16 protein-coding genes are annotated in these 17,062 nt (G+C 60.0%); 10 read left to right on the forward strand and 6 right to left on the reverse strand.

Going from position 1 to position 17,062, the window contains the following annotated elements:
- The first annotated feature begins 74 nt into the window (after positions 1-74).
- Positions 75-596, forward strand: coding sequence for a GNAT family N-acetyltransferase (locus tag ACODSV_RS30065; RefSeq protein WP_150055168.1), 522 nt, complete (start codon positions 75-77; stop codon positions 594-596).
- Positions 597-750: 154 nt separating this feature from the next.
- On the forward strand, positions 751-2,154 hold the full coding sequence (locus ACODSV_RS30070; RefSeq protein ID WP_150095557.1) for an MFS transporter: 1,404 nt from the start codon (positions 751-753) through the stop codon (positions 2,152-2,154).
- 33 nt (positions 2,155-2,187) lie between these two features.
- Here ACODSV_RS30070 and ACODSV_RS30075 read toward each other — a convergent pair whose 3' ends face one another.
- Positions 2,188-3,108 carry a bifunctional helix-turn-helix transcriptional regulator/GNAT family N-acetyltransferase gene (locus ACODSV_RS30075; RefSeq protein ID WP_069075823.1) on the reverse strand — a complete coding sequence of 307 codons (921 nt, stop codon included), beginning with the start codon at positions 3,106-3,108 and terminating at the stop codon, positions 2,188-2,190.
- 209 nt (positions 3,109-3,317) lie between these two features.
- On the opposite strand from ACODSV_RS30075, the gene ACODSV_RS30080 reads away from it, so the two are divergent.
- The 4 genes from ACODSV_RS30080 (at position 3,318) to ACODSV_RS30095 (ending at position 6,214) form a co-directional block, all read left to right on the forward strand.
- Positions 3,318-4,034 carry a helix-turn-helix transcriptional regulator gene (locus tag ACODSV_RS30080; protein ID WP_150055170.1) on the forward strand — a complete coding sequence of 239 codons (717 nt, stop codon included), beginning with the start codon at positions 3,318-3,320 and terminating at the stop codon, positions 4,032-4,034.
- 50 nt (positions 4,035-4,084) lie between these two features.
- A complete protein-coding gene (locus ACODSV_RS30085) occupies positions 4,085-4,426 on the forward strand; it encodes a nuclear transport factor 2 family protein (RefSeq protein WP_024075843.1) in 342 nt (113 codons plus the stop codon).
- Between the two features lie 15 nt (positions 4,427-4,441).
- Positions 4,442-5,548, forward strand: a complete 1,107-nt coding sequence (zapE, locus tag ACODSV_RS30090; protein WP_024075842.1) for a cell division protein ZapE — start codon at positions 4,442-4,444, stop codon at positions 5,546-5,548.
- Between the two features lie 174 nt (positions 5,549-5,722).
- A complete protein-coding gene (locus ACODSV_RS30095) occupies positions 5,723-6,214 on the forward strand; it encodes a GNAT family N-acetyltransferase (protein WP_024075841.1) in 492 nt (163 codons plus the stop codon).
- Between the two features lie 101 nt (positions 6,215-6,315).
- Here ACODSV_RS30095 and ACODSV_RS30100 read toward each other — a convergent pair whose 3' ends face one another.
- The 4 genes from ACODSV_RS30100 to ACODSV_RS30115 all read right to left on the reverse strand — a co-directional run bounded on the left by ACODSV_RS30100 (position 6,316) and on the right by ACODSV_RS30115 (position 11,438).
- Complete coding sequence (locus tag ACODSV_RS30100; RefSeq protein WP_024075840.1) at positions 6,316-6,537, reverse strand: hypothetical protein; 222 nt, start codon at positions 6,535-6,537, stop codon at positions 6,316-6,318.
- A 145-nt stretch (positions 6,538-6,682) separates the two neighbouring features.
- Positions 6,683-8,920 carry a TonB-dependent siderophore receptor gene (locus ACODSV_RS30105; protein ID WP_150055171.1) on the reverse strand — a complete coding sequence of 746 codons (2,238 nt, stop codon included), beginning with the start codon at positions 8,918-8,920 and terminating at the stop codon, positions 6,683-6,685.
- A 130-nt stretch (positions 8,921-9,050) separates the two neighbouring features.
- Positions 9,051-10,793 (reverse strand): phosphoethanolamine transferase CptA, encoded by a 1,743-nt coding sequence (locus ACODSV_RS30110; protein ID WP_150055172.1) that lies wholly within the window; start codon positions 10,791-10,793, stop codon positions 9,051-9,053.
- Positions 10,794-11,264: 471 nt separating this feature from the next.
- Complete coding sequence (locus tag ACODSV_RS30115) at positions 11,265-11,438, reverse strand: DUF6026 family protein (RefSeq protein WP_024075837.1); 174 nt, start codon at positions 11,436-11,438, stop codon at positions 11,265-11,267.
- 269 nt (positions 11,439-11,707) lie between these two features.
- Between ACODSV_RS30115 and gnd the strand changes: the two genes are divergently transcribed.
- The 3 genes from gnd to ACODSV_RS30130 are packed head-to-tail and all read left to right on the forward strand — an operon-like array spanning position 11,708 to position 15,062.
- Positions 11,708-12,691 carry a phosphogluconate dehydrogenase (NAD(+)-dependent, decarboxylating) gene (gene gnd / locus ACODSV_RS30120; RefSeq protein ID WP_024075836.1) on the forward strand — a complete coding sequence of 328 codons (984 nt, stop codon included), beginning with the start codon at positions 11,708-11,710 and terminating at the stop codon, positions 12,689-12,691.
- Positions 12,688-14,211 carry a glucose-6-phosphate dehydrogenase gene (zwf, locus tag ACODSV_RS30125; RefSeq protein ID WP_024075835.1) on the forward strand — a complete coding sequence of 508 codons (1,524 nt, stop codon included), beginning with the start codon at positions 12,688-12,690 and terminating at the stop codon, positions 14,209-14,211. Before gnd ends, zwf begins: the two co-directional genes overlap by 4 nt.
- Complete coding sequence (locus ACODSV_RS30130) at positions 14,208-15,062, forward strand: Cof-type HAD-IIB family hydrolase (RefSeq protein WP_024075834.1); 855 nt, start codon at positions 14,208-14,210, stop codon at positions 15,060-15,062. The genes zwf and ACODSV_RS30130 overlap by 4 nt, the downstream gene beginning before the upstream one ends.
- Positions 15,063-15,121: 59 nt before the next feature.
- Here the strand turns inward: ACODSV_RS30130 and ACODSV_RS30135 are convergent, their stop codons facing one another.
- Positions 15,122-15,382: a hypothetical protein gene (locus ACODSV_RS30135; protein ID WP_024075833.1), complete on the reverse strand. Its 261-nt coding sequence runs from the start codon at positions 15,380-15,382 to the stop codon at positions 15,122-15,124.
- A gap of 343 nt (positions 15,383-15,725) precedes the next feature.
- Here ACODSV_RS30135 and ACODSV_RS30140 point away from each other — a divergent pair, with 343 nt between their 5' ends.
- Entirely contained in the window at positions 15,726-17,051 is a 1,326-nt protein-coding gene (locus ACODSV_RS30140) for a sigma-54 dependent transcriptional regulator (RefSeq protein WP_024075832.1), read from the forward strand.
- Positions 17,052-17,062 lie beyond the last annotated feature (11 nt).

Here is a 17,062-nt window from a genome sequence, read left to right on the forward strand (position 1 = left end):
CTGGTTTTGGGGCTGCTGCGCAGCCCAACGCGGGGCAAGCCCGCTCGCCACAGTTTTGAAGAGGACTGATCCCGATGCCCGCCACCACTTCCCGTCTTGTCTACCGTCAGCCACTGCCAGGGGACGTGCAGCGATTGTTTGCGATCTTCGGCGACTCCCAAACCAACCTCTTCAATCCCGCCGGGCCCATGCCCAGCCTGTCCGCTGCCCAACACCTGCTCGACCACTGGATCGCACAGTGGGCCACCCACGGCTATGGCTGGTGGGCGATTGCCCATCGGCAAGCCCCGGAGCACATCATCGGCTTCGGCGGTATTGCGCCGCTCAACTACCTCACGCAACCGCGCATCAACCTAGGCTATCGCTTCGCCGTGGAAGCCTGGGGGCAGGGCTATGCCACAGAGTTGGCACGCGATGCCCTGGCGCTGGCGTTTGACACCCTCGGTTTACCGGAGGTGTTCGGCCTGGTGCGGCCCGACCACGCGGCGTCGATCCGTGTGCTGGAGAAGGTCGGCATGCAGCCATTCGGTGTGCTCGATGATGTGCCCGGCAAAGCGCCGAGCCGGGTGATGCGCGTTTGTTGTCCTACAACATAGCTGCGTTGACGTTTTTCACCCCCCGCGCGATAGCCCACCAAAGCCTCAATATTTCACATTGACAGCGGAAAGGCAGCCCGATATAAAAGCCACAGTTGTACGACGACATATGACGTTACATGTGTCCTACCTAACAAAAATAAAAAGTGATGCCATGAACTTGATCGAGCCCATCAACGCCCAGCGCGTTGGCCAAGCTGTAGGCAACTATCGCTGGACCATCTGCGCGATGCTGTTCTTCGCCACCACCGTCAATTACCTCGACCGCCAGGTGCTCAGCCTGTTGGCGCCGCAGTTGTCCACGCAATTCGGCTGGAGCAACACCGACTACGCCAACATTGCGGCGGTGTTTCAGTTTGTCTATGCGATTTCCATGCTGTTTGCCGGGCGGTTCGTCGACAAGATCGGCACCAAGGCGGCGTACGTGATCGCGATTGCGATCTGGTCCACCGGCGCCATCATGCATGCGTTCTCGGTACCGATGGGTGAGGGGATTGCTGCCGTGAGCGGGGCGATCGGCCTGGCGGCGATCCCGGTCTCCATCGCCGGCTTCATGCTGTCTCGCGCGGTATTGGCGATTGGCGAAGCGGGTAACTTTCCGATTGCGATCAAGGCCACTGCCGAGTATTTCCCAAAGAAAGAGCGCTCCCTGGCCACCGGCATTTTCAACTCGGGCGCCAACGTCGGCGCGATCCTGGCACCGATTTGCGTGCCGCTGATCGCCGGGATGTGGGGGTGGGAAGCGGCCTTTATGGTCATCGGCATGCTCGGCTTCGTCTGGGTCGCGGTGTGGGCAGCGGTCTACGAAAAGCCGGAGCAGCAAAAACGCCTGTCTGCCGAGGAGCTGGCGTACATTCGCAGCGACCAGACGGTGCAGCCATTCCCCCCGGCAATGGCGGGCGCGGTCGAGAAGAAAGTCTCATGGTTCAAGTTGCTCACCTACCGCCAGACCTGGGCGTTTGCCTTTGGCAAGTTCATGACCGACGGCGTGTGGTGGTTCTTCCTGTTCTGGTTGCCCACCTACCTGTCGGCGCAATACGGCATGAAAGGCGCCGATATCGTCATGCCGCTGGCGGTGCTGTACAGCATGACCATGGTCGGCAGCATCGGCGGCGGCTGGTTTCCCAGCTACTTCATGGCCCGTGGCGACGCGCCCTATGACGGGCGGATGAAAGCCATGCTGGTGATCGCGTTGTTCCCGCTGGTGGTATTGCTGGCACAGCCCCTGGGCTATATCAGCTTCTGGGTGCCGGTGTTGTTGATTGGTGTGGGCGCCTCGGCGCACCAGGCGTGGTCGTGCAATATCTTCACCACCGTGTCCGACATGTTCCCGCAGAAAACCGTGGCGTCGGTGGTCGGCATTGGCGGCATGGCCGGTGGCCTGGGCGGGGTGGTGATGACCAAGATCGGGGGCTGGGTGTTCGATTACTACAAGTCCATCGGCGATATCCACACTGGCTACATGATCATGTTCGCGATCTGCGCGCTGGCTTACCTGGTGGCCTGGAGCGTGATGAAGACGCTGGTGCCGCGCCACAAGGAAATCACCGACCTGTAAAAGGGCCAGGGCCTGGGTTCTCCAGGCCCTTTTTTACAGTGCGCGGGCCCAGGTCTGGCTGACCAGGGCCTTGCCAAAACTGAGGGTAGGTTCCTCTTCCTCCAGCTCGAAACCGGCTTTCTGGTAGAGCCTGCGCGCATCGGTCAGCGCGCTCATGGTCCACAACATCATGCGCGTGTAGCCGGCATCGCGGGCAAAGCGCAGGCATTCATCGACCAGGCGCTGGCCGATACCCAGGCCCCTGGCGCTGGCGTCGACGTAGAGCATGCGCAGTTGGGCGGTGCTGTCGTCATGACGCACCACGAATACCGAACCCACCACCGCGCCATCCTTTTCGGCGATCCAGCAGCGCTCACGCGTTGGGTCGAACTCGCGCAGGTACTTGGCGACGATCTCCGCCACCAGTGCTTCGAACTCCCAGTTCCATTGGTATTCCCGCGCATACAAGGCCGATTGCTGCTGCACCACCAGGCCCATATCGCCTGGCTGCGGGTCACGCAGCAGGTAGCTCGGCGGGGTGCCTTGCAACAAGGATTGAATGCGCTGCATGGCGGCGGTCAGTTGCTGTTGTTGTGGCTCAGGCAGGGCTTGCAGCAGGGCAATGACTTCGTCCTGGGTCCGTTGCTCCAGGGGTGCCAGCACGGAGCGGCCTTGTTCGGTGAGGTGCAATTGCACCGCGCGCGCATCGGTGGGTGAGCGGAGCTTTTGGATCAAGCCTTGCTTTTCGAAACCGCTGGTCAACCGGCTCAGGTAGCCCGCATCCAGGCTGAGCATCTGGCACAGGTCGGCGCTGGTCAGGTCGCCGCGCGACGACAGCTCATACAGCACCCGGATCTCGGTGAGGGAATAGTCGCTTTGCAGCAGGTGCTCCTGCAGTACGCCGATCTGGTGGGTATAGAAACGATTGAAGCCGCGCACGATGCCGGCGCGTTCGACAAGCAAGGATGTGGACATGGCGCATGCTCTTATGGTTGCCTGAGTCAATAATATTGTTGCTTCAGGCAACCATGTCAAACACTTTAAAGAACGAAGCTCATCAGGGCGGTCACACCGGCTTCTCACGTGGGCCCGTGGTGTGATGAGGCGCTTTTTACTCCTGACATTTTCTGGCAGGACGCTCTGCTAAGCTGCTGCACATTTTTCCTTTTGCCGGCGGGATCAACGTGTCGCGTACCACTCGTCTACTGTCTTTGCTCCAGGCCCTGCGAGGCAAGAAACGCCCGGTGACCGCGGCTGTGCTCGCCGCACAGTTGGAGGTGTCCGAGCGCACCTTGTATCGCGATATCGCCGCTTTGACTGCCTTGGGCGCGCCGATCTTCGGGGAGGCGGGCGTCGGGTATGTGTTGCGCAGTGGCTTGTTTCTACCGCCCTTGATGCTGAACGCCGAGGAAACCGAAGCCATCGTGCTCGGCCTGCGTTATGTGGATCAGCGTGGCGATGATGTGCTCAGCCGCGCCGCGGCCAACGCCCTGGCAAAAATTGCCGATGTGCTGGACCCCGCCGCCCAGGAGGCGTTGCGTAACCCGACGCTGCTGCCGGGGCCGCCAGGGTTTGGTTATCCGGAAAACCGCGTACCGTTGAATGTGTTTCGCGAGGCTATTCGCAACCAGGCCAAGCTGCATATCGATTACGCGGATGCCAGCCAGACCCAGAGTCAACGCCTGATCTGGCCTTTAGCCCTGGGTTTTCTCAATGAGGTGCGGGTGATCGTGGCCTGGTGCGAACTGCGGGGCGCGTATCGCACCTTTCGGACCGACCGTGTCGCCACCGCGCAAGCCTGTGGCGAGCGCTACCCGGGGCGACGCAGTGACTGGCTGCGCGCCTGGCGTAAATTGCTGGAACAGAATGACACCGGGCCATTCACTCCTGACAAAAACTGACACGACCCTGGCTTAGCATGGCCCCACAACCACTCAGAAGGAGCTGTGCCATGTCCGGTCACCATTCACTGCTGGCCCCGGCCATCGTTGCCTATCTCGCCGCGACCAACAGCGGTGACACCTCGACCGTCGCCGATTGTTTTGCCGACGATGCCCACGTGTTCGATGAGGGCGAGCATCAGGTCGGTCCTGCTGCCATCGCCCGCTGGATGGAAGACACGGGGCGGCGCTACGAGCCGCGGGTCGAGGTGCTCAACGTACAGCACCGCACCGGCAAGGTGCTGGTCAGCAACAGTGTCTCGGGCAATTTCCCCGGTAGCCCGCTGGCGTTGCGCTACACCTTTCGCCTGAACGAGCAGGGCAAGATTTCACGGCTGGATATCTCTGTGTAAGTCATACTGGCGCGCATGACTTTCGACTCGCCTCTCGCCGCTTATCAACATGCCATCGCCCAGCAGGGCTTCGTTGCCGATGACGCCCAGCGCCAGGCAGTGGATGCCCTGCAAGCCTGTCACGAAGCCCTGCACCGGGGCCACCCACCGATCACCGGGGTGTATCTATGGGGGCCGGTGGGCCGGGGCAAAACCTGGTTGATGGACCAGTTCTACCACAGCCTGCGTGTACCCGCGCGGCGCCAGCATTTCCATCACTTCATGGGCTGGGTGCATCAGCGCTTGTTCCAGCTCTCCGGCATCCCCGACCCGTTGCAGGCCCTGGCCCGTGAACTGGGCCGGGAGGTGCGGGTGCTGTGCTTCGACGAGTTATTCGTCAGCGACATTGGTGATGCGATCATCCTTGGCCGCCTGTTCCAGGTCATGTTCGAGGAGGGGGTGGTCATGGTCTGCACCTCAAACCAGCCGCCCGACCAACTGTATGCAGACGGTTTCAATCGTGAGCGTTTCCTGCCAGGTATCGAGGCCATCAAACAGCATATGCGCGTGGTGGCGGTGGACGGTGGCGAGGATCATCGACTGCATCCGGGTGTGGGTGTGCAGCGTTATTGGGTCAACCAACCGGAGGCGTTGGCCACGCTGTTCAAACAACTGAGCCAGGGGCAACGGGTGAGCAGTGGGGCGGTCAGCGTTGGGCACCGCTCGATTGTGGCTGTGCAGGCCAGTGACACCGTGCTGTGGTGCCGCTATGCCGACCTGTGCGAACAACCCCTGGCCGCCATGGACTTCATGCTGCTGTGCGACCGTTTCAAAGCGATTTTGCTGGGGGAGGTGCCCAACCTCAGTGCGCAAAGGCGCCCGGGCCGGATTGCCCGTGGCACCGAGGACGCTGCCCAGCGCGTGGTGGCCGGGGATCGCGAATTGCCTGAGCTCTCGGTACACGATGACAGCGTGCGCAGATTTATCGCGCTGGTGGATGAATGCTACGACCGCAAGGTGCCGTTATTCATCGAAGCCAAGGTCCCGTTGGCAAGCCTCTACACGGAAGGCTACCTGGAGTTTCCGTTCCGTCGCACCCTGAGCCGATTGCAGGAAATGCAATTACAGCGTTTTGGCGTATGAGCGTACGAAAAAGGCCCTGGAATGACCTGGCAACCTATTTTGATCGGCATAACCTTCGCGTTTTCAGGCAGGTATTTGTAGTTAATCTCCTTCATCTATTACTGGCGCCATGCTTACAATCGTGCCCTTCGGAGGGAGCTGAATTCCCTTTTTTGTTTTTGATTGAGGAAGGAAATGGACACCCCTGACATTCTGGTGCTGCAAGCCAGCTACACCAATCCCGTGCATGCCGATGCCATTGGTCGTGTGCTCAACCACTATGCAGAAGACCCTATGGGGGGCGGGCACAGCCTGCCGTCGGACTTGCTGCGCCAACTCCCGGCGGAACTGGCGAAACGCCCCCATGCTTTTAGCGTGTTGGCGTTTGTCGGTGGCGAACCGGCCGGGTTGGTGAACTGTTTTGAAGGGTTTTCCACGTTCGCCTGCCGTCCATTGGTCAATGTTCACGACGTGGTGGTGATGAATCCATTTCGTGGCCTGGGGCTGAGCCAGAAGATGCTGCACAAGGTCGAGGAAATCGCTCGCCAGCGCGGCTGCTGCAAGATCACCCTGGAAGTGCTGGAGGGCAATGCCGTGGCCCAGTCGGCCTACCGCAAGTTCGGTTTTGACGACTCGGTGTTCGATCCGGCCCATGGGCGCATGTTGTTCTGGAACAAGCCGCTGTAATAAATAACCGGCGAAAAAAAAGGCGCCATCAAATGGCGCCTATTAAACCTTTGCCAACGGAGCGGAATGGCACAGGGTGTTGCGGATTAAGTCAGCGTTAATTAACTCTTTGATTGTGGCTCGGCCGTTTTTTGTTCGGCAGAGTCGATTTTTAATGTCTTGCCGTCGGCGACTTCCGTTTGTTCGGCGGTGCCGTGGAGTTTTTGCTGGACGAAACTGAAGTCGTTGTAAAACGCCTTCGAACGCTCTGAGCCGCCTTCTGCGAATGCGGCGGCGGAGGTCAGGGTCATCAGGCTGGCAAGCATCAGGGTGGAGAGTTTCATGGCAGTGTTCCCGTTAAGAGTGATCGGTATCCGCTCTGTCCTTGATCAGATTCATGGGGCGAGTGTGGAGTGATCTTATTAAGTGGGAATTAACGCGGAACTGCTCCCGAAGTTAACATTTTCGTTAACTTCGGGTTAAAAAGTCTTACAGTCTCCAGTCCAATGCCAAGGTGATCGAGCGGGGTTCGCCCCAATACACGCCATTATAAAAGCCGACGCGCTCGTAATATTTTTCATCAAATAAATTGTTGACGTTAACTGACGCCGAAACATGTTCGTCGAATTGATAGCGAGACATCAGATTGACCACGGTATAAGCCTGCTGTGTGATCTTCGTTGATTCGGTGATCAGGTAGCCGTCCGCGTCGCGACCGCCGATCGGACGGTCGGCAAATGCGTAGAAGTCGCTTTGCCAGTTCACCGCACCGCCCACCGTCAATCCGCGCCATTCGCCCGGCAGGCGATAGGTGCTGGACAGCTTCAACAGGTTCATCGGCTGGTCAGTATTGCTGCGCTGTTTGTCGCCGTTGAGCGAATGGGTGTAGGTGTAGCCCGCCGTGAGGTTCCAGTCCGGCATGACCTCGCCCGACACTTCAACTTCAAAGCCTTGCACCTGGTTGCCCTTGCCGCCGGATGTGTAGAACTGCTCGCCCGTTTCCCGGTCGGGCTCGGCGCTGTTGTCCAACTCGGCCACGTTGTCCTGGGTACTCCAGAAGTAGGCGGCGGCCAGGTTCAAGCGCTCGTCCAGCAGGCTGCCCTTGAGGCCCACCTCGTAATTGCTGCCCACCACCGGCTCCAGGTACTTGCGGCTGGCGTCGCGCTCATCCTGTGGGTTGAAGATATCGGTGTAGCTGGCGTAAAGCGTGTACTGCGAGGTGATGTCGTAGAGCAGCCCCGCATACGGGGTCAGCATGTCGTTGTGAGTCTGACGGGTCTTGGGGGCTCGGGTCAGTTGGTTGTTGGCATCGTATTCTGGCGCGACGCTTTCGATTTCCCAACTGCCATAGCGGCTGCCCAGCACGGCGTGCAACTTGTCGGTCAGGCTCAGGCGAGTGGCCAGGTAGCCGGCTTTCTGCTGTTTGCTGGAGTGGGAGCCTTTGAGCCCGGTGGTGCGGTCGGGAAATTTGGCGATACCGCCCATGTGTTGCCAATCAGGGATGGTGACGTAATCGGCGGGAGAGCGATTGCGTTGGAAGGGCGAAGTGTCGCGCTGCTGCGACTCGCCATATCCCACCATCAATTCATGCTCGCGGCCCAGCAGCGAATAGGCGCCGGCCAGGTTGAAATCCACCACGTCCATTTTCGAGGTGCCGACCATCTGGTTGGTCCAGGCGGTCATGCCGCTGCCATCGGCATTAGGGAATCCCGCGCCACCGTAATACACCTTGCCATCGGTGTCGCTCTGGCGGTGGGTGTAGGCGGCCTTGAGGCGCCAGTCGGCGGACAGCTTGTGATCGATGGATGCGAAGGTGGTCTGGTCCTTCAGTGGCCAGGAACTCCAATCGGCGGCCATATTGGCCGAGCGTGGCAGCCGAGCTTTACCACCGTCACTGTTCCAGTAAGGCAGGGTGCCCCAGGAGGTACCTTGCACATGCTTGTTCTGATAATCGAACCCGACCGCCACCACGGTATCGTCCGTCAAATCAGCCTCGAGGATCCCGTAGCCCACTTCCCGTTGCAGCGCGTAATTGTCGCGAAAGGATTGGCTGTCGCGGTAGGCCATGACGCTACGCCCGCGCAGGCGACCCTCAAAGCCCAGCGGACCGCCGACGTCCAGGTAGTTGTAGTAATTGTCATGGCTGGCGCCGCTGGCACCGGCCCTGGCCTGCCATTGCGCGGTCGGGCGCTTGCGGATCATGTTCACGGTGGCTGAGGGATCGCCCGCGCCGGTGGTCAAGCCGGTGGCGCCGCGTACCACTTCGATACGGTCGTAAATGATGGTGTCGGCGTCGGACTTCATGCGCCCGAACGTGTTGAGCATGCCATCCACCTGGAAATTATTGATGGAATAGCCCCGGGAGGAATAACCGGCACGGTCGGAATCCAGGTGCTGCACCGTGACCCCGGTGGTCTGGCGCAGGGCGTCGGTCAGGGTATTGAGATTGAAGTCATCCATTTGCTGGCGGGTGATCACCGAAATGGATTGAGGGGTTTCCTTGATCGATAGGTTCAGCCGCGTGGCGGTGCTCATCGAACCGGTGGTGTAGGCCCCGGTGTGCTCGGTAGTGGCCCCCAGGCCTTCGGCGGTGACGCGGGTGCTGCCCAGCTCCAACGCGGTGGCGGGCGTTTGCTCGGGGTCGTTTTCAGCCAGCAGGTCGGGGCTCAGTACGATACTGAACAGGCCGAGGGTGACGGTCATGGAACGGGTGAGAGGCGCGAACATCGCGGAAGACTCCTTGTCGTCTTTGAAGCCTTCTCAGTAAGAAAAGGCCTTGGCTCAAAGACGAAAGGAGGCGTGAAACTTTAGGCTTAAACGAGAATGATTGTTATCGTCGCTTGGGCGACGCTGGTGGTCACTTCGCTACGACTTCTGCCCCGTCAGCTTTCTTTGGCTTGATCAGGCTGAAGTCGATCAAGGCTTTCTGCTGGCGCTCGTAAGGGTTGCCGATCAGCAGCGGGCGCGGCTTGAAACTGTCGCTGACCAGGCTTTTGCTGCGGTCCAGCTCGTCGAAACTCAGCCCGGCCAGGTCTGCCCAGGTATGAATCAACTGCGAGCTGCTATAGGGGCGCTGCAGGTCGCCGGCAAAACTCCAGTTGTGGGTTTCGCGCCACTTGGGAGAGGCGTAGGCCATGAACGGGATGGTGTACATCGGTGCGGTGGGTTTGCCTTCGTTGCGCCCCAGGGTGCTGTGGCCGGCGGAGTCGAAGACGTCTTCACCGTGGTCGGACAGGTACAGCAAGAAGCCGTTGGGGTCGGTCTTGGCGTAGCTCTTGATCAGGCTGGAGACTACGAAGTCGTTGTACAGCACGGCGTTGTCATAGCTGTTGTAGGTGGGCAGCTGGGCGTCGCTGATGCCTGCCGGAACCCCCTGGCGATCGGTGAATTTGTCGAAGGTCGGCGGATAACGGTACTGATAGCTCATGTGCGTGCCCAGCAGGTGCACCACGATGAACTTGCGCTCGGCCGGGTCGGCCATGGCCTTGGCGAATGGCTCCAGTACGTCGCCGTCATACTGGCGGGCGTTCTGGTTGCGGTTGTTGTTGAGGTACACCTGCTCGTCGGCCTGTTCGGAAAAGGTCGTGAGCATGGTGTTGCGCTTGGTCATGGTCTGCTGGTTGGTGATCCAGTAGGTCTTGTAGCCCGCCTGTTTCATCATGCTGACGATCGACGGCGTCTTGAGGTACAGGTCCGGGTTTTCTTCGTCGGCGAAGGTCAGCACCTGTTGCAGCGCTTCGATGGTGTAGGGGCGCGGGGTGATGACGTTGTCGAATACCGCCAGTTGGTCGCGCAGCTTGTCCAGCTCGGGCGTGGTGTTGCGCGGGTAGCCATAGAGGCTCATGCGCTGGCGGTTGGTGGACTCGCCGATCACCAATACCAGGGTCGACGGTTGGTTGGCCATGCTGTCCTTGAGGTTCTTCAAGGGCGGAATCTGGCTGGCGCTGCTGAGCATGCCCTGCATGTTGTCGAGCTGCTCGGTGTAGCGACGATAGGCCACGATCATCTGCCACGGCACGGCCGGTTCGACGCGGGTTTCAAAGCGGTCGATGGCCTGTTCCATGTTGTCGCTCGTGGCGATCTGCTTGACCAGCGGGTAGCCCACGACGGCCAGCACAATTGCCGTCGCCGCCAGTATCGATTGACCACGGGGCAGGTACACCGGGCGCAGGCGCGTCCACAGGAACACGGCCAGGGCGGTATGGGCGATGAACGCCAGCACGATCCACCAGGCAAAATATTGGGTCGCGTATTCACCGGCTTCAGAGATGTTCGACTCGAACATGATGAAGATGACGCTTTGGGAGAATTCCTGCTGGTAGATGAAGAAATAACCCAGGCTGGCCATGGAACAGGCCCACAGCACCACACCGATCAACGCGGCGAGCAGGCGGGTGCGGCGCGGGAATAACAACATCGGCGCGAGCCACAGTGCGCTCATGAAGAAGGCTTGGCGAAAGCCGCTGAAACCGGAGGTGCCGGTCAGTTGTATGAGGAGTTGGGTAATACCCGAGAAGTACCAGAAAAACAGAAATAACCAGCCAAGGCCGGCCCAATCAAAGCCTTTCGCAGACTTGGTGCTGCGTTTGAACATCGCCATCCAGCGCTCCAGCAAACTTAAATTCAATCATCGGGTAGCAATATCCGCACGGGTTTTGATCCGCAGACCGGATATTCATCCGGCGCAGTATCGACAGTCGTGTGTGAAAAGTTTGTGAGTTTAAGACGCGGTGTTTGCCCCTCTCGAGCCCGGTACTGATCCAGGCGCCGCGGGCTGATCTGCCGCGTTTCGCGGTGAGGCTCGACATTTGGGCGTGGACGGATAAGACCGCCCGCTGCAAAGGGCCGGAATTGATCGAGGGATTCGAACGGCGGGTGGAGAAGCGCTTCCACTCAGGGCGCCGGGGTGTGAGGACCTTGGGCAAAGGGCATTTGAAGTTGGCGGGCCTCAGGTACGAGACCGGTTGTGACGACCAACTTCGCGAAGCGCAGAGCCGATGGCGGTTATCGCCAGCAGTGGTATCCGGGAGCGAGAGGCACAGCGGTTTTTACCCCTGTATGCCCGCTGGGCTCAGCCGTGGGCGGGGGCTGCCAGTGCGACGGCGCTGGGGCCTTGCAATTGCATCTGCAACTGCGCGACTTGCATCAGCAGTTGATCGCGTTCGTCCTTCAGTTGGCGCAACTCATCGCGGCGGATGGTGACGTAGAGGGTCTGTGCCGGGCGGTTCATCTGTGCTGTGCTCATTGCTTACCTCGCAAATAGCCGGTAGATCGCGACGCCAGAACGCTTGATTCGAGGTTCTCGGCATCAGTCGGAAGCAATTCTGAATTCTTTTTCGTATCAAGGGAACTTTTTTATTTTTGATGGTCGTGTGACTTTTGTCGGCGTGATGGTGAAACGATGGCTACTTTTTTGTCATGAAACTACCGCCATCCGCGCTGGACTAACCCTCAATAGCTTCATTGCGCTATAAACTAGGCACACATTTTTTGAGTAGTTAGGAGCATCAGCACATGCAACTGGGGATTATCGGACTAGGCCGCATGGGCGGGAATATTGCACGGCGCCTGATGCTCAATGGGCATACCACCGTTGTTTACGACCGTAACGAAGCATTTGTCAAAGGCTTGAGCGAGGAGGGCGCCACCGGCGTCGCCGACTTGAAAGCCCTGGTTGCCGGGCTGCAAAAGCCTCGCGCCGTTTGGGTCATGTTGCCGGCAGGCGACCCCACTGAAAACACCATCAATGAGTTGAGCGAACTGCTGGAAGACGGTGATGTGATCATCGACGGCGGCAACACCAACTATAAGGACGATGTTCGTCGCGCCAAGACGTTGTCGGAAAAAGGCCTGCACTATGTCGACGTCGGCACGTCCGGCGGCGTCTGGGGGCTGGAGCGCGGTTACTGCATGATGATCGGTGGCGACACCGAGACCGTGCAGCGACTCGACCCGATCTTCGCCAGCCTGGCGCCGGGCCTGGGCAATATCCCGCGCACCAAGGACCGCTCCGCTGCCGCTGACCCCCGCGCCGAGCATGGCTATATCCATGCGGGCCCTGCGGGTTCCGGGCACTTCGTCAAGATGATCCACAACGGCATCGAGTACGGGATGATGCAGGCGTTTGCCGAAGGGTTTGACATTCTCAAGACCAAGAACTCGGAAAACCTGCCGCAAGACCAGCGCTTTGACCTGAACGTTGCCGATATCGCCGAAGTCTGGCGCCGTGGCAGCGTGGTGTCGTCCTGGTTGCTGGACCTGACCGCCGATGCCCTGGCCACCGACCCGAAACTCGACGGCTACTCCGGCTCCGTTGCCGACAGTGGCGAAGGCCGCTGGACCATCGAGGCCGCCATGGAGCAAGCCGTGCCGGTGCCGGTGCTGTCCACGTCGCTGTTCGCGCGTTTCCGTTCCCGCCAGCAGAGCACCTACGGTGACAAGATGCTGTCTGCCATGCGCTTTGGCTTTGGTGGTCATGTGGAGACTTCCAAAAAATGACCGCCAACGGCAAAAAAACCAAGGCCGAACCCGCTCCTCCCACCACCCTGTTTCTGTTTGGCGCCCACGGCGACCTGGTCAAGCGCCTGCTCATGCCGGCGCTGTACAACCTCAGCCGTGACGGCCTGCTGGGCGATGGCCTGCGCATTGTCGGCGTTGATCACAACGCCATCAGCGATGCCGACTTCGCCAAGAAACTCGAGGACTTCATTCGCACCGAAGCTGCCGGGAAGGTCAGGGGTAACGCCGACAATGCCCTGGACCCAAAACTGTGGGCGCAACTGGCCAAGGGCATCAGCTACGTCGAGGGCGACTTCCTCGACGACAGCACCTACGCCGACATCGGCAAGAAGATCGCCGACAGTGGCACCGGCAACGCGGTGTTCTACCTGGCCACCGCGCCGCGCTTCTTCAGTGAAGTGGTGCAGCGCCTGGGCAGTGCCGGCTTGTTGACGGAAACCGATGACAGCTTCCGCCGCGTGGTGATCGAAAAGCCCTTTGGCTCTGACCTGGCCACTGCCGAAGCGCTGAATGCCAGCCTGCTCAAAGTGATGAGCGAGAAGCAGATCTATCGCATCGACCATTACCTGGGCAAGGAGACGGTGCAGAACATCTTGATCAGTCGTTTCTCCAACGTGCTGTTCGAAGCGTTCTGGAACAACCATTACATCGACCACGTGCAGATCACCGCGGCGGAAACGGTGGGCGTGGAAACCCGGGGTAATTTCTTCGAAAAAACCGGCACCTTGCGCGATATGGTGCCCAACCATCTGTTCCAGTTGCTGGCGATGGTGGCCATGGAGCCACCGGCGGCGTTTGGCGCCGATGCAGTACGGGGCGAGAAGGCCAAGGTGATCGGGGCTGTACGCCCCTGGTCCCTGGAAGATGCGCGGGCCAATTCGGTGCGCGGGCAATACACCGCCGGTGAGATCGGTGGCAAGGCGCTGCCCGGCTACCGCGAGGAAGCCAACGTGGCGCCCGACAGCAGCACCGAGACGTTTGTCGCCCTCAAGGTGATGATCGACAACTGGCGTTGGGTCGGTGTGCCGTTCTACCTGCGTACCGGCAAGCGCATGAGCATTCGCGACACCGAGATCGTGATCTGCTTCAAGCCGGCGCCGTATGCACAGTTTCGCGATACCGAGGTCGATGAGCTCAAGCCCACCTACCTGAAGATCCAGATCCAGCCCAATGAAGGCATGTGGTTCGACCTGCTGGCTAAAAGGCCCGGGCCGACATTGGACATGGCCAATATCGAGTTGGGTTTTGCCTACGAGGACTTCTTCGAGATGCAACCGTCGACCGGTTACGAAACCTTGATCTACGACTGCATGACCGGAGACCAGACCTTGTTCCAGCGCGCCGACAACATCGAAAACGGCTGGCGTGCGGTGCAGCCGTTTCTCGATGCGTGGAAAGAGGACGACGGGATCCAGGCCTACAAGGCCGGTGAAGATGGTCCGGCGGCGGCCGATGCGTTGCTGGCCCGCGATGGCCGTGCCTGGCATTCGCTCGGATGAGTGACGCAGCGATCCATCCCGTCCGGTTTGTATTGAGTGATATGGACGGCACCTTGCTGCGTCCTGATCACACCCCGACCCAGCGCACCCTCGACACGGTGCGTGCCTTGCGCGCTGCCGGGGTACTGTTCAGCCTGGCCAGCGGACGTCCGCCCAAGGCGATGTTGCAGATGATCGAAGCGTTCGGCATCGACGTGCCCGTGGCCGGCTTCAATGGCGGCACGTTGGTCAACCCTGATGGCACTGTACTGGTGGCGCATTATTTACCCGCGGAGGCGGCGCTGGTGACGTTGGCGCTGTTTTCCGGGGTGCCGGACGTGGAAGTCTGGGTGTTTGCCGACGGTGAATGGCTGCGGCGCGATCCCTCCGGCCCCATGGTGGCGGTGGAAGCTGCTGGTTTGGGGTATGGGCCGCGAGTGGTCGAGAGTTTTGAGCCGTACCTGGATCGGGTCGACAAGATCGTCGCCGCCAGCCGCAACGCGCCATTACTGGTGGAACTTGAAGCGCAATTGCAGCCCAAGGTGCAGGGGCTGGCCCAGGTATCGCGTTCGCAACCGATCTACCTGGATGTGACGGCGATGAAGGCCAACAAGGGTGAAGCCTTGAAGACCCTGGCGGCGCACCTCGGGGTGCCGCTGGAGCAGACGGCGGTCATCGGCGACGGCGGCAACGACCCTGCGATGTTTCAGGTGGCGGGGTTGTCGATTGCCATGGGGCAGGCTGAAGAAAGCGTCAAGCGCCAGGCCAATGTTGTCACCGGCAGTAATCTCGAAGACGGTGCAGCCGAAGCGATCGAACGGTTTATTCTTGCGGCGCAGTCAGGGCGAAAAGTTAAACCGGCTGTACTCTAACAGCGAACTTCCGATCATTGTTTTGCAATGGGGCAATGATCGGAAGTTGCCGCGCCGATTTACTTGGGCATTGCCCAGGACTGTAACTGGTAGCCATCTTTGTCGAGTTCGGCGCGGGCTTGCAACAACAAGTCTTCCAGTTGTGCCGGGTCGGTGTAGGCACTCGACGACAGCTGTTTGCGGCCGATACGTTTGTTGGTGCGGTCGACGACGCTCAGGCTGAGGGCACCATTGCCATCGTGCCAGGCCACACACTGAAAGGGCTGGAAAGCACGGTCTGCGATCAAAAGAGCTTCGTTGATGCGGAGCGGGGCGTTCATGTGGGTCTTCTCTCTCGTTGCCCATTCAATTAAGTGCCGGCGGTTGGGCAGTCCGTGCGGCGGTTACTTGTACTGATGCACGATGATGGGGTACGGGTCACATGTTAGAGCAACAATTTTCAACTTTCCCTGATTGAAGTCATGTAAGCGGCTGTTTTGAAAGCGCAATGTAAGTCTCCAGGCGAAGCAACTTTTTACCCGGAATCGCAGGCAGATGGCTTTTTGCCCGCACTTATAGCGAAATGGTACAAGCGCCGCGTCAATACCTTGCTAGTGTTACCGCCAAGCGTCACAAACTGTTGTTTCTAAATAACTTTACTATTTTTGGCGCCAAGGAATAGTCATGGTTGTTACACCTGTCCAGCGCCGCTTGCTTGTGGTCGATCCCTGCGATGACTGCCATGCGCTATTGCCTGGCCTGCGCACTGCCGGGTGGGAGGTGGACAGCTGTACCCTGGAAGCGGTGGGAGACCGGTCCTGCGATGTGGGCTTGCTGCGTTTGCAGCCTTATCACCTGGAGCGACCCGAGGCCGTCAAGGAGCTGATCAGCCGCAGTGGCACCGAGTGGATCGCCGTGCTCAACCAGGAAGTGTTGCGCCTGCAGAACGTCGGTGATTTTGTCTGCGAGTGGTTCTTCGACTTCCACACCCTGCCATTCGATGTCTCCCGGGTGCAGGTCACCCTGGGCCGCGCCTTTGGCATGGCGCGCCTGCGAGGCAAGGGCCATGCCCCGGTCAACGAGCCCGAACATGAATTGCTCGGCGACAGCCGGCCGATCCGCGAGTTGCGCAAACTATTGTCGAAGCTGGCGCCCACGGAGTCGCCGGTACTGATTCGCGGCGACAGCGGTACGGGTAAAGAACTGGTCGCCAAGACCCTGCATCGGCAATCCCAGCGCCATGCCAAGCCGTTTGTAGCGATCAACTGCGGGGCGATCCCCGAACACCTGATTCAGTCTGAGCTGTTCGGCCATGAAAAAGGCGCGTTTACCGGCGCCCATCAGCGTAAGGTCGGGCGGATCGAGGCGGCGAACGGCGGCACGCTGTTCCTCGATGAAATCGGCGATTTGCCGATGGAACTGCAAGCCAATCTGCTGCGCTTTCTCCAGGAAAAACAGATTGAACGGGTCGGCGGCAGCCAGCCCATCCCCGTGGATGTGCGTGTGCTGGCGGCGACCCACGTTGACTTGGAAGCGGCGGTGGCCAAGGGCACGTTTCGCGAAGACCTGTATTACCGCCTGAATGTGCTGCAAGTGGTCACCGCGCCCCTGCGCGAACGCCACGGTGATGTGGCGATGTTGGCCAATCACTTTTCACGCTTCTACAGCCAGGAAACCGGCCGGCGCCCGCGCAGTTTCAGCGAGGGCGCCCTGGTCGCCATGGGGCAGCACCCGTGGCCGGGCAATGTACGTGAACTGGCCAACCGCGTACGGCGTGGCCTGGTGCTGGCTGAAGGGCGGCAGATCGAAGCCGTTGATCTGGGCCTGGAAGGCGAACAGGCAATTTCTTCGCCGATGGCTACACTGGAAGATTACAAGCACCGCGCCGAACGCCAGGCGCTGTGCGATGTGCTCAACCGGCACAGTGACAACCTGAGCGTCGCAGCCCGTGTGCTGGGCGTTTCCCGGCCGACGTTCTACCGGTTGCTGCACAAACACCAGATCCGCTAGGGCGGGTAAAC

This window comes from Pseudomonas sp. FG86 (genome assembly GCF_057808775.1).

Coding starts and splice junctions, on each gene's coding strand:
- ACODSV_RS30075 (WP_069075823.1), bottom strand. CDS start 3,108: ATGTCCACATCCTTGCTTGTCGAACGCGCCGGCATCGTGCGCGGCTTC.
- ACODSV_RS30115 (WP_024075837.1), bottom strand. CDS start 11,438: ATGAGCACAGCACAGATGAACCGCCCGGCACAGACCCTCTACGTCACC.
- ACODSV_RS30065 (WP_150055168.1), top strand. CDS start 75: ATGCCCGCCACCACTTCCCGTCTTGTCTACCGTCAGCCACTGCCAGGG.
- ACODSV_RS30100 (WP_024075840.1), bottom strand. CDS start 6,537: ATGAAACTCTCCACCCTGATGCTTGCCAGCCTGATGACCCTGACCTCC.
- gnd (WP_024075836.1), top strand. CDS start 11,708: ATGCAACTGGGGATTATCGGACTAGGCCGCATGGGCGGGAATATTGCA.
- ACODSV_RS30095 (WP_024075841.1), top strand. CDS start 5,723: ATGGACACCCCTGACATTCTGGTGCTGCAAGCCAGCTACACCAATCCC.
- ACODSV_RS30140 (WP_024075832.1), top strand. CDS start 15,726: ATGGTTGTTACACCTGTCCAGCGCCGCTTGCTTGTGGTCGATCCCTGC.
- ACODSV_RS30070 (WP_150095557.1), top strand. CDS start 751: ATGAACTTGATCGAGCCCATCAACGCCCAGCGCGTTGGCCAAGCTGTA.
- ACODSV_RS30110 (WP_150055172.1), bottom strand. CDS start 10,793: ATGGCGATGTTCAAACGCAGCACCAAGTCTGCGAAAGGCTTTGATTGG.
- zwf (WP_024075835.1), top strand. CDS start 12,688: ATGACCGCCAACGGCAAAAAAACCAAGGCCGAACCCGCTCCTCCCACC.
- ACODSV_RS30085 (WP_024075843.1), top strand. CDS start 4,085: ATGTCCGGTCACCATTCACTGCTGGCCCCGGCCATCGTTGCCTATCTC.
- ACODSV_RS30105 (WP_150055171.1), bottom strand. CDS start 8,920: ATGTTCGCGCCTCTCACCCGTTCCATGACCGTCACCCTCGGCCTGTTC.
- ACODSV_RS30135 (WP_024075833.1), bottom strand. CDS start 15,382: ATGAACGCCCCGCTCCGCATCAACGAAGCTCTTTTGATCGCAGACCGT.
- zapE (WP_024075842.1), top strand. CDS start 4,442: ATGACTTTCGACTCGCCTCTCGCCGCTTATCAACATGCCATCGCCCAG.
- ACODSV_RS30130 (WP_024075834.1), top strand. CDS start 14,208: ATGAGTGACGCAGCGATCCATCCCGTCCGGTTTGTATTGAGTGATATG.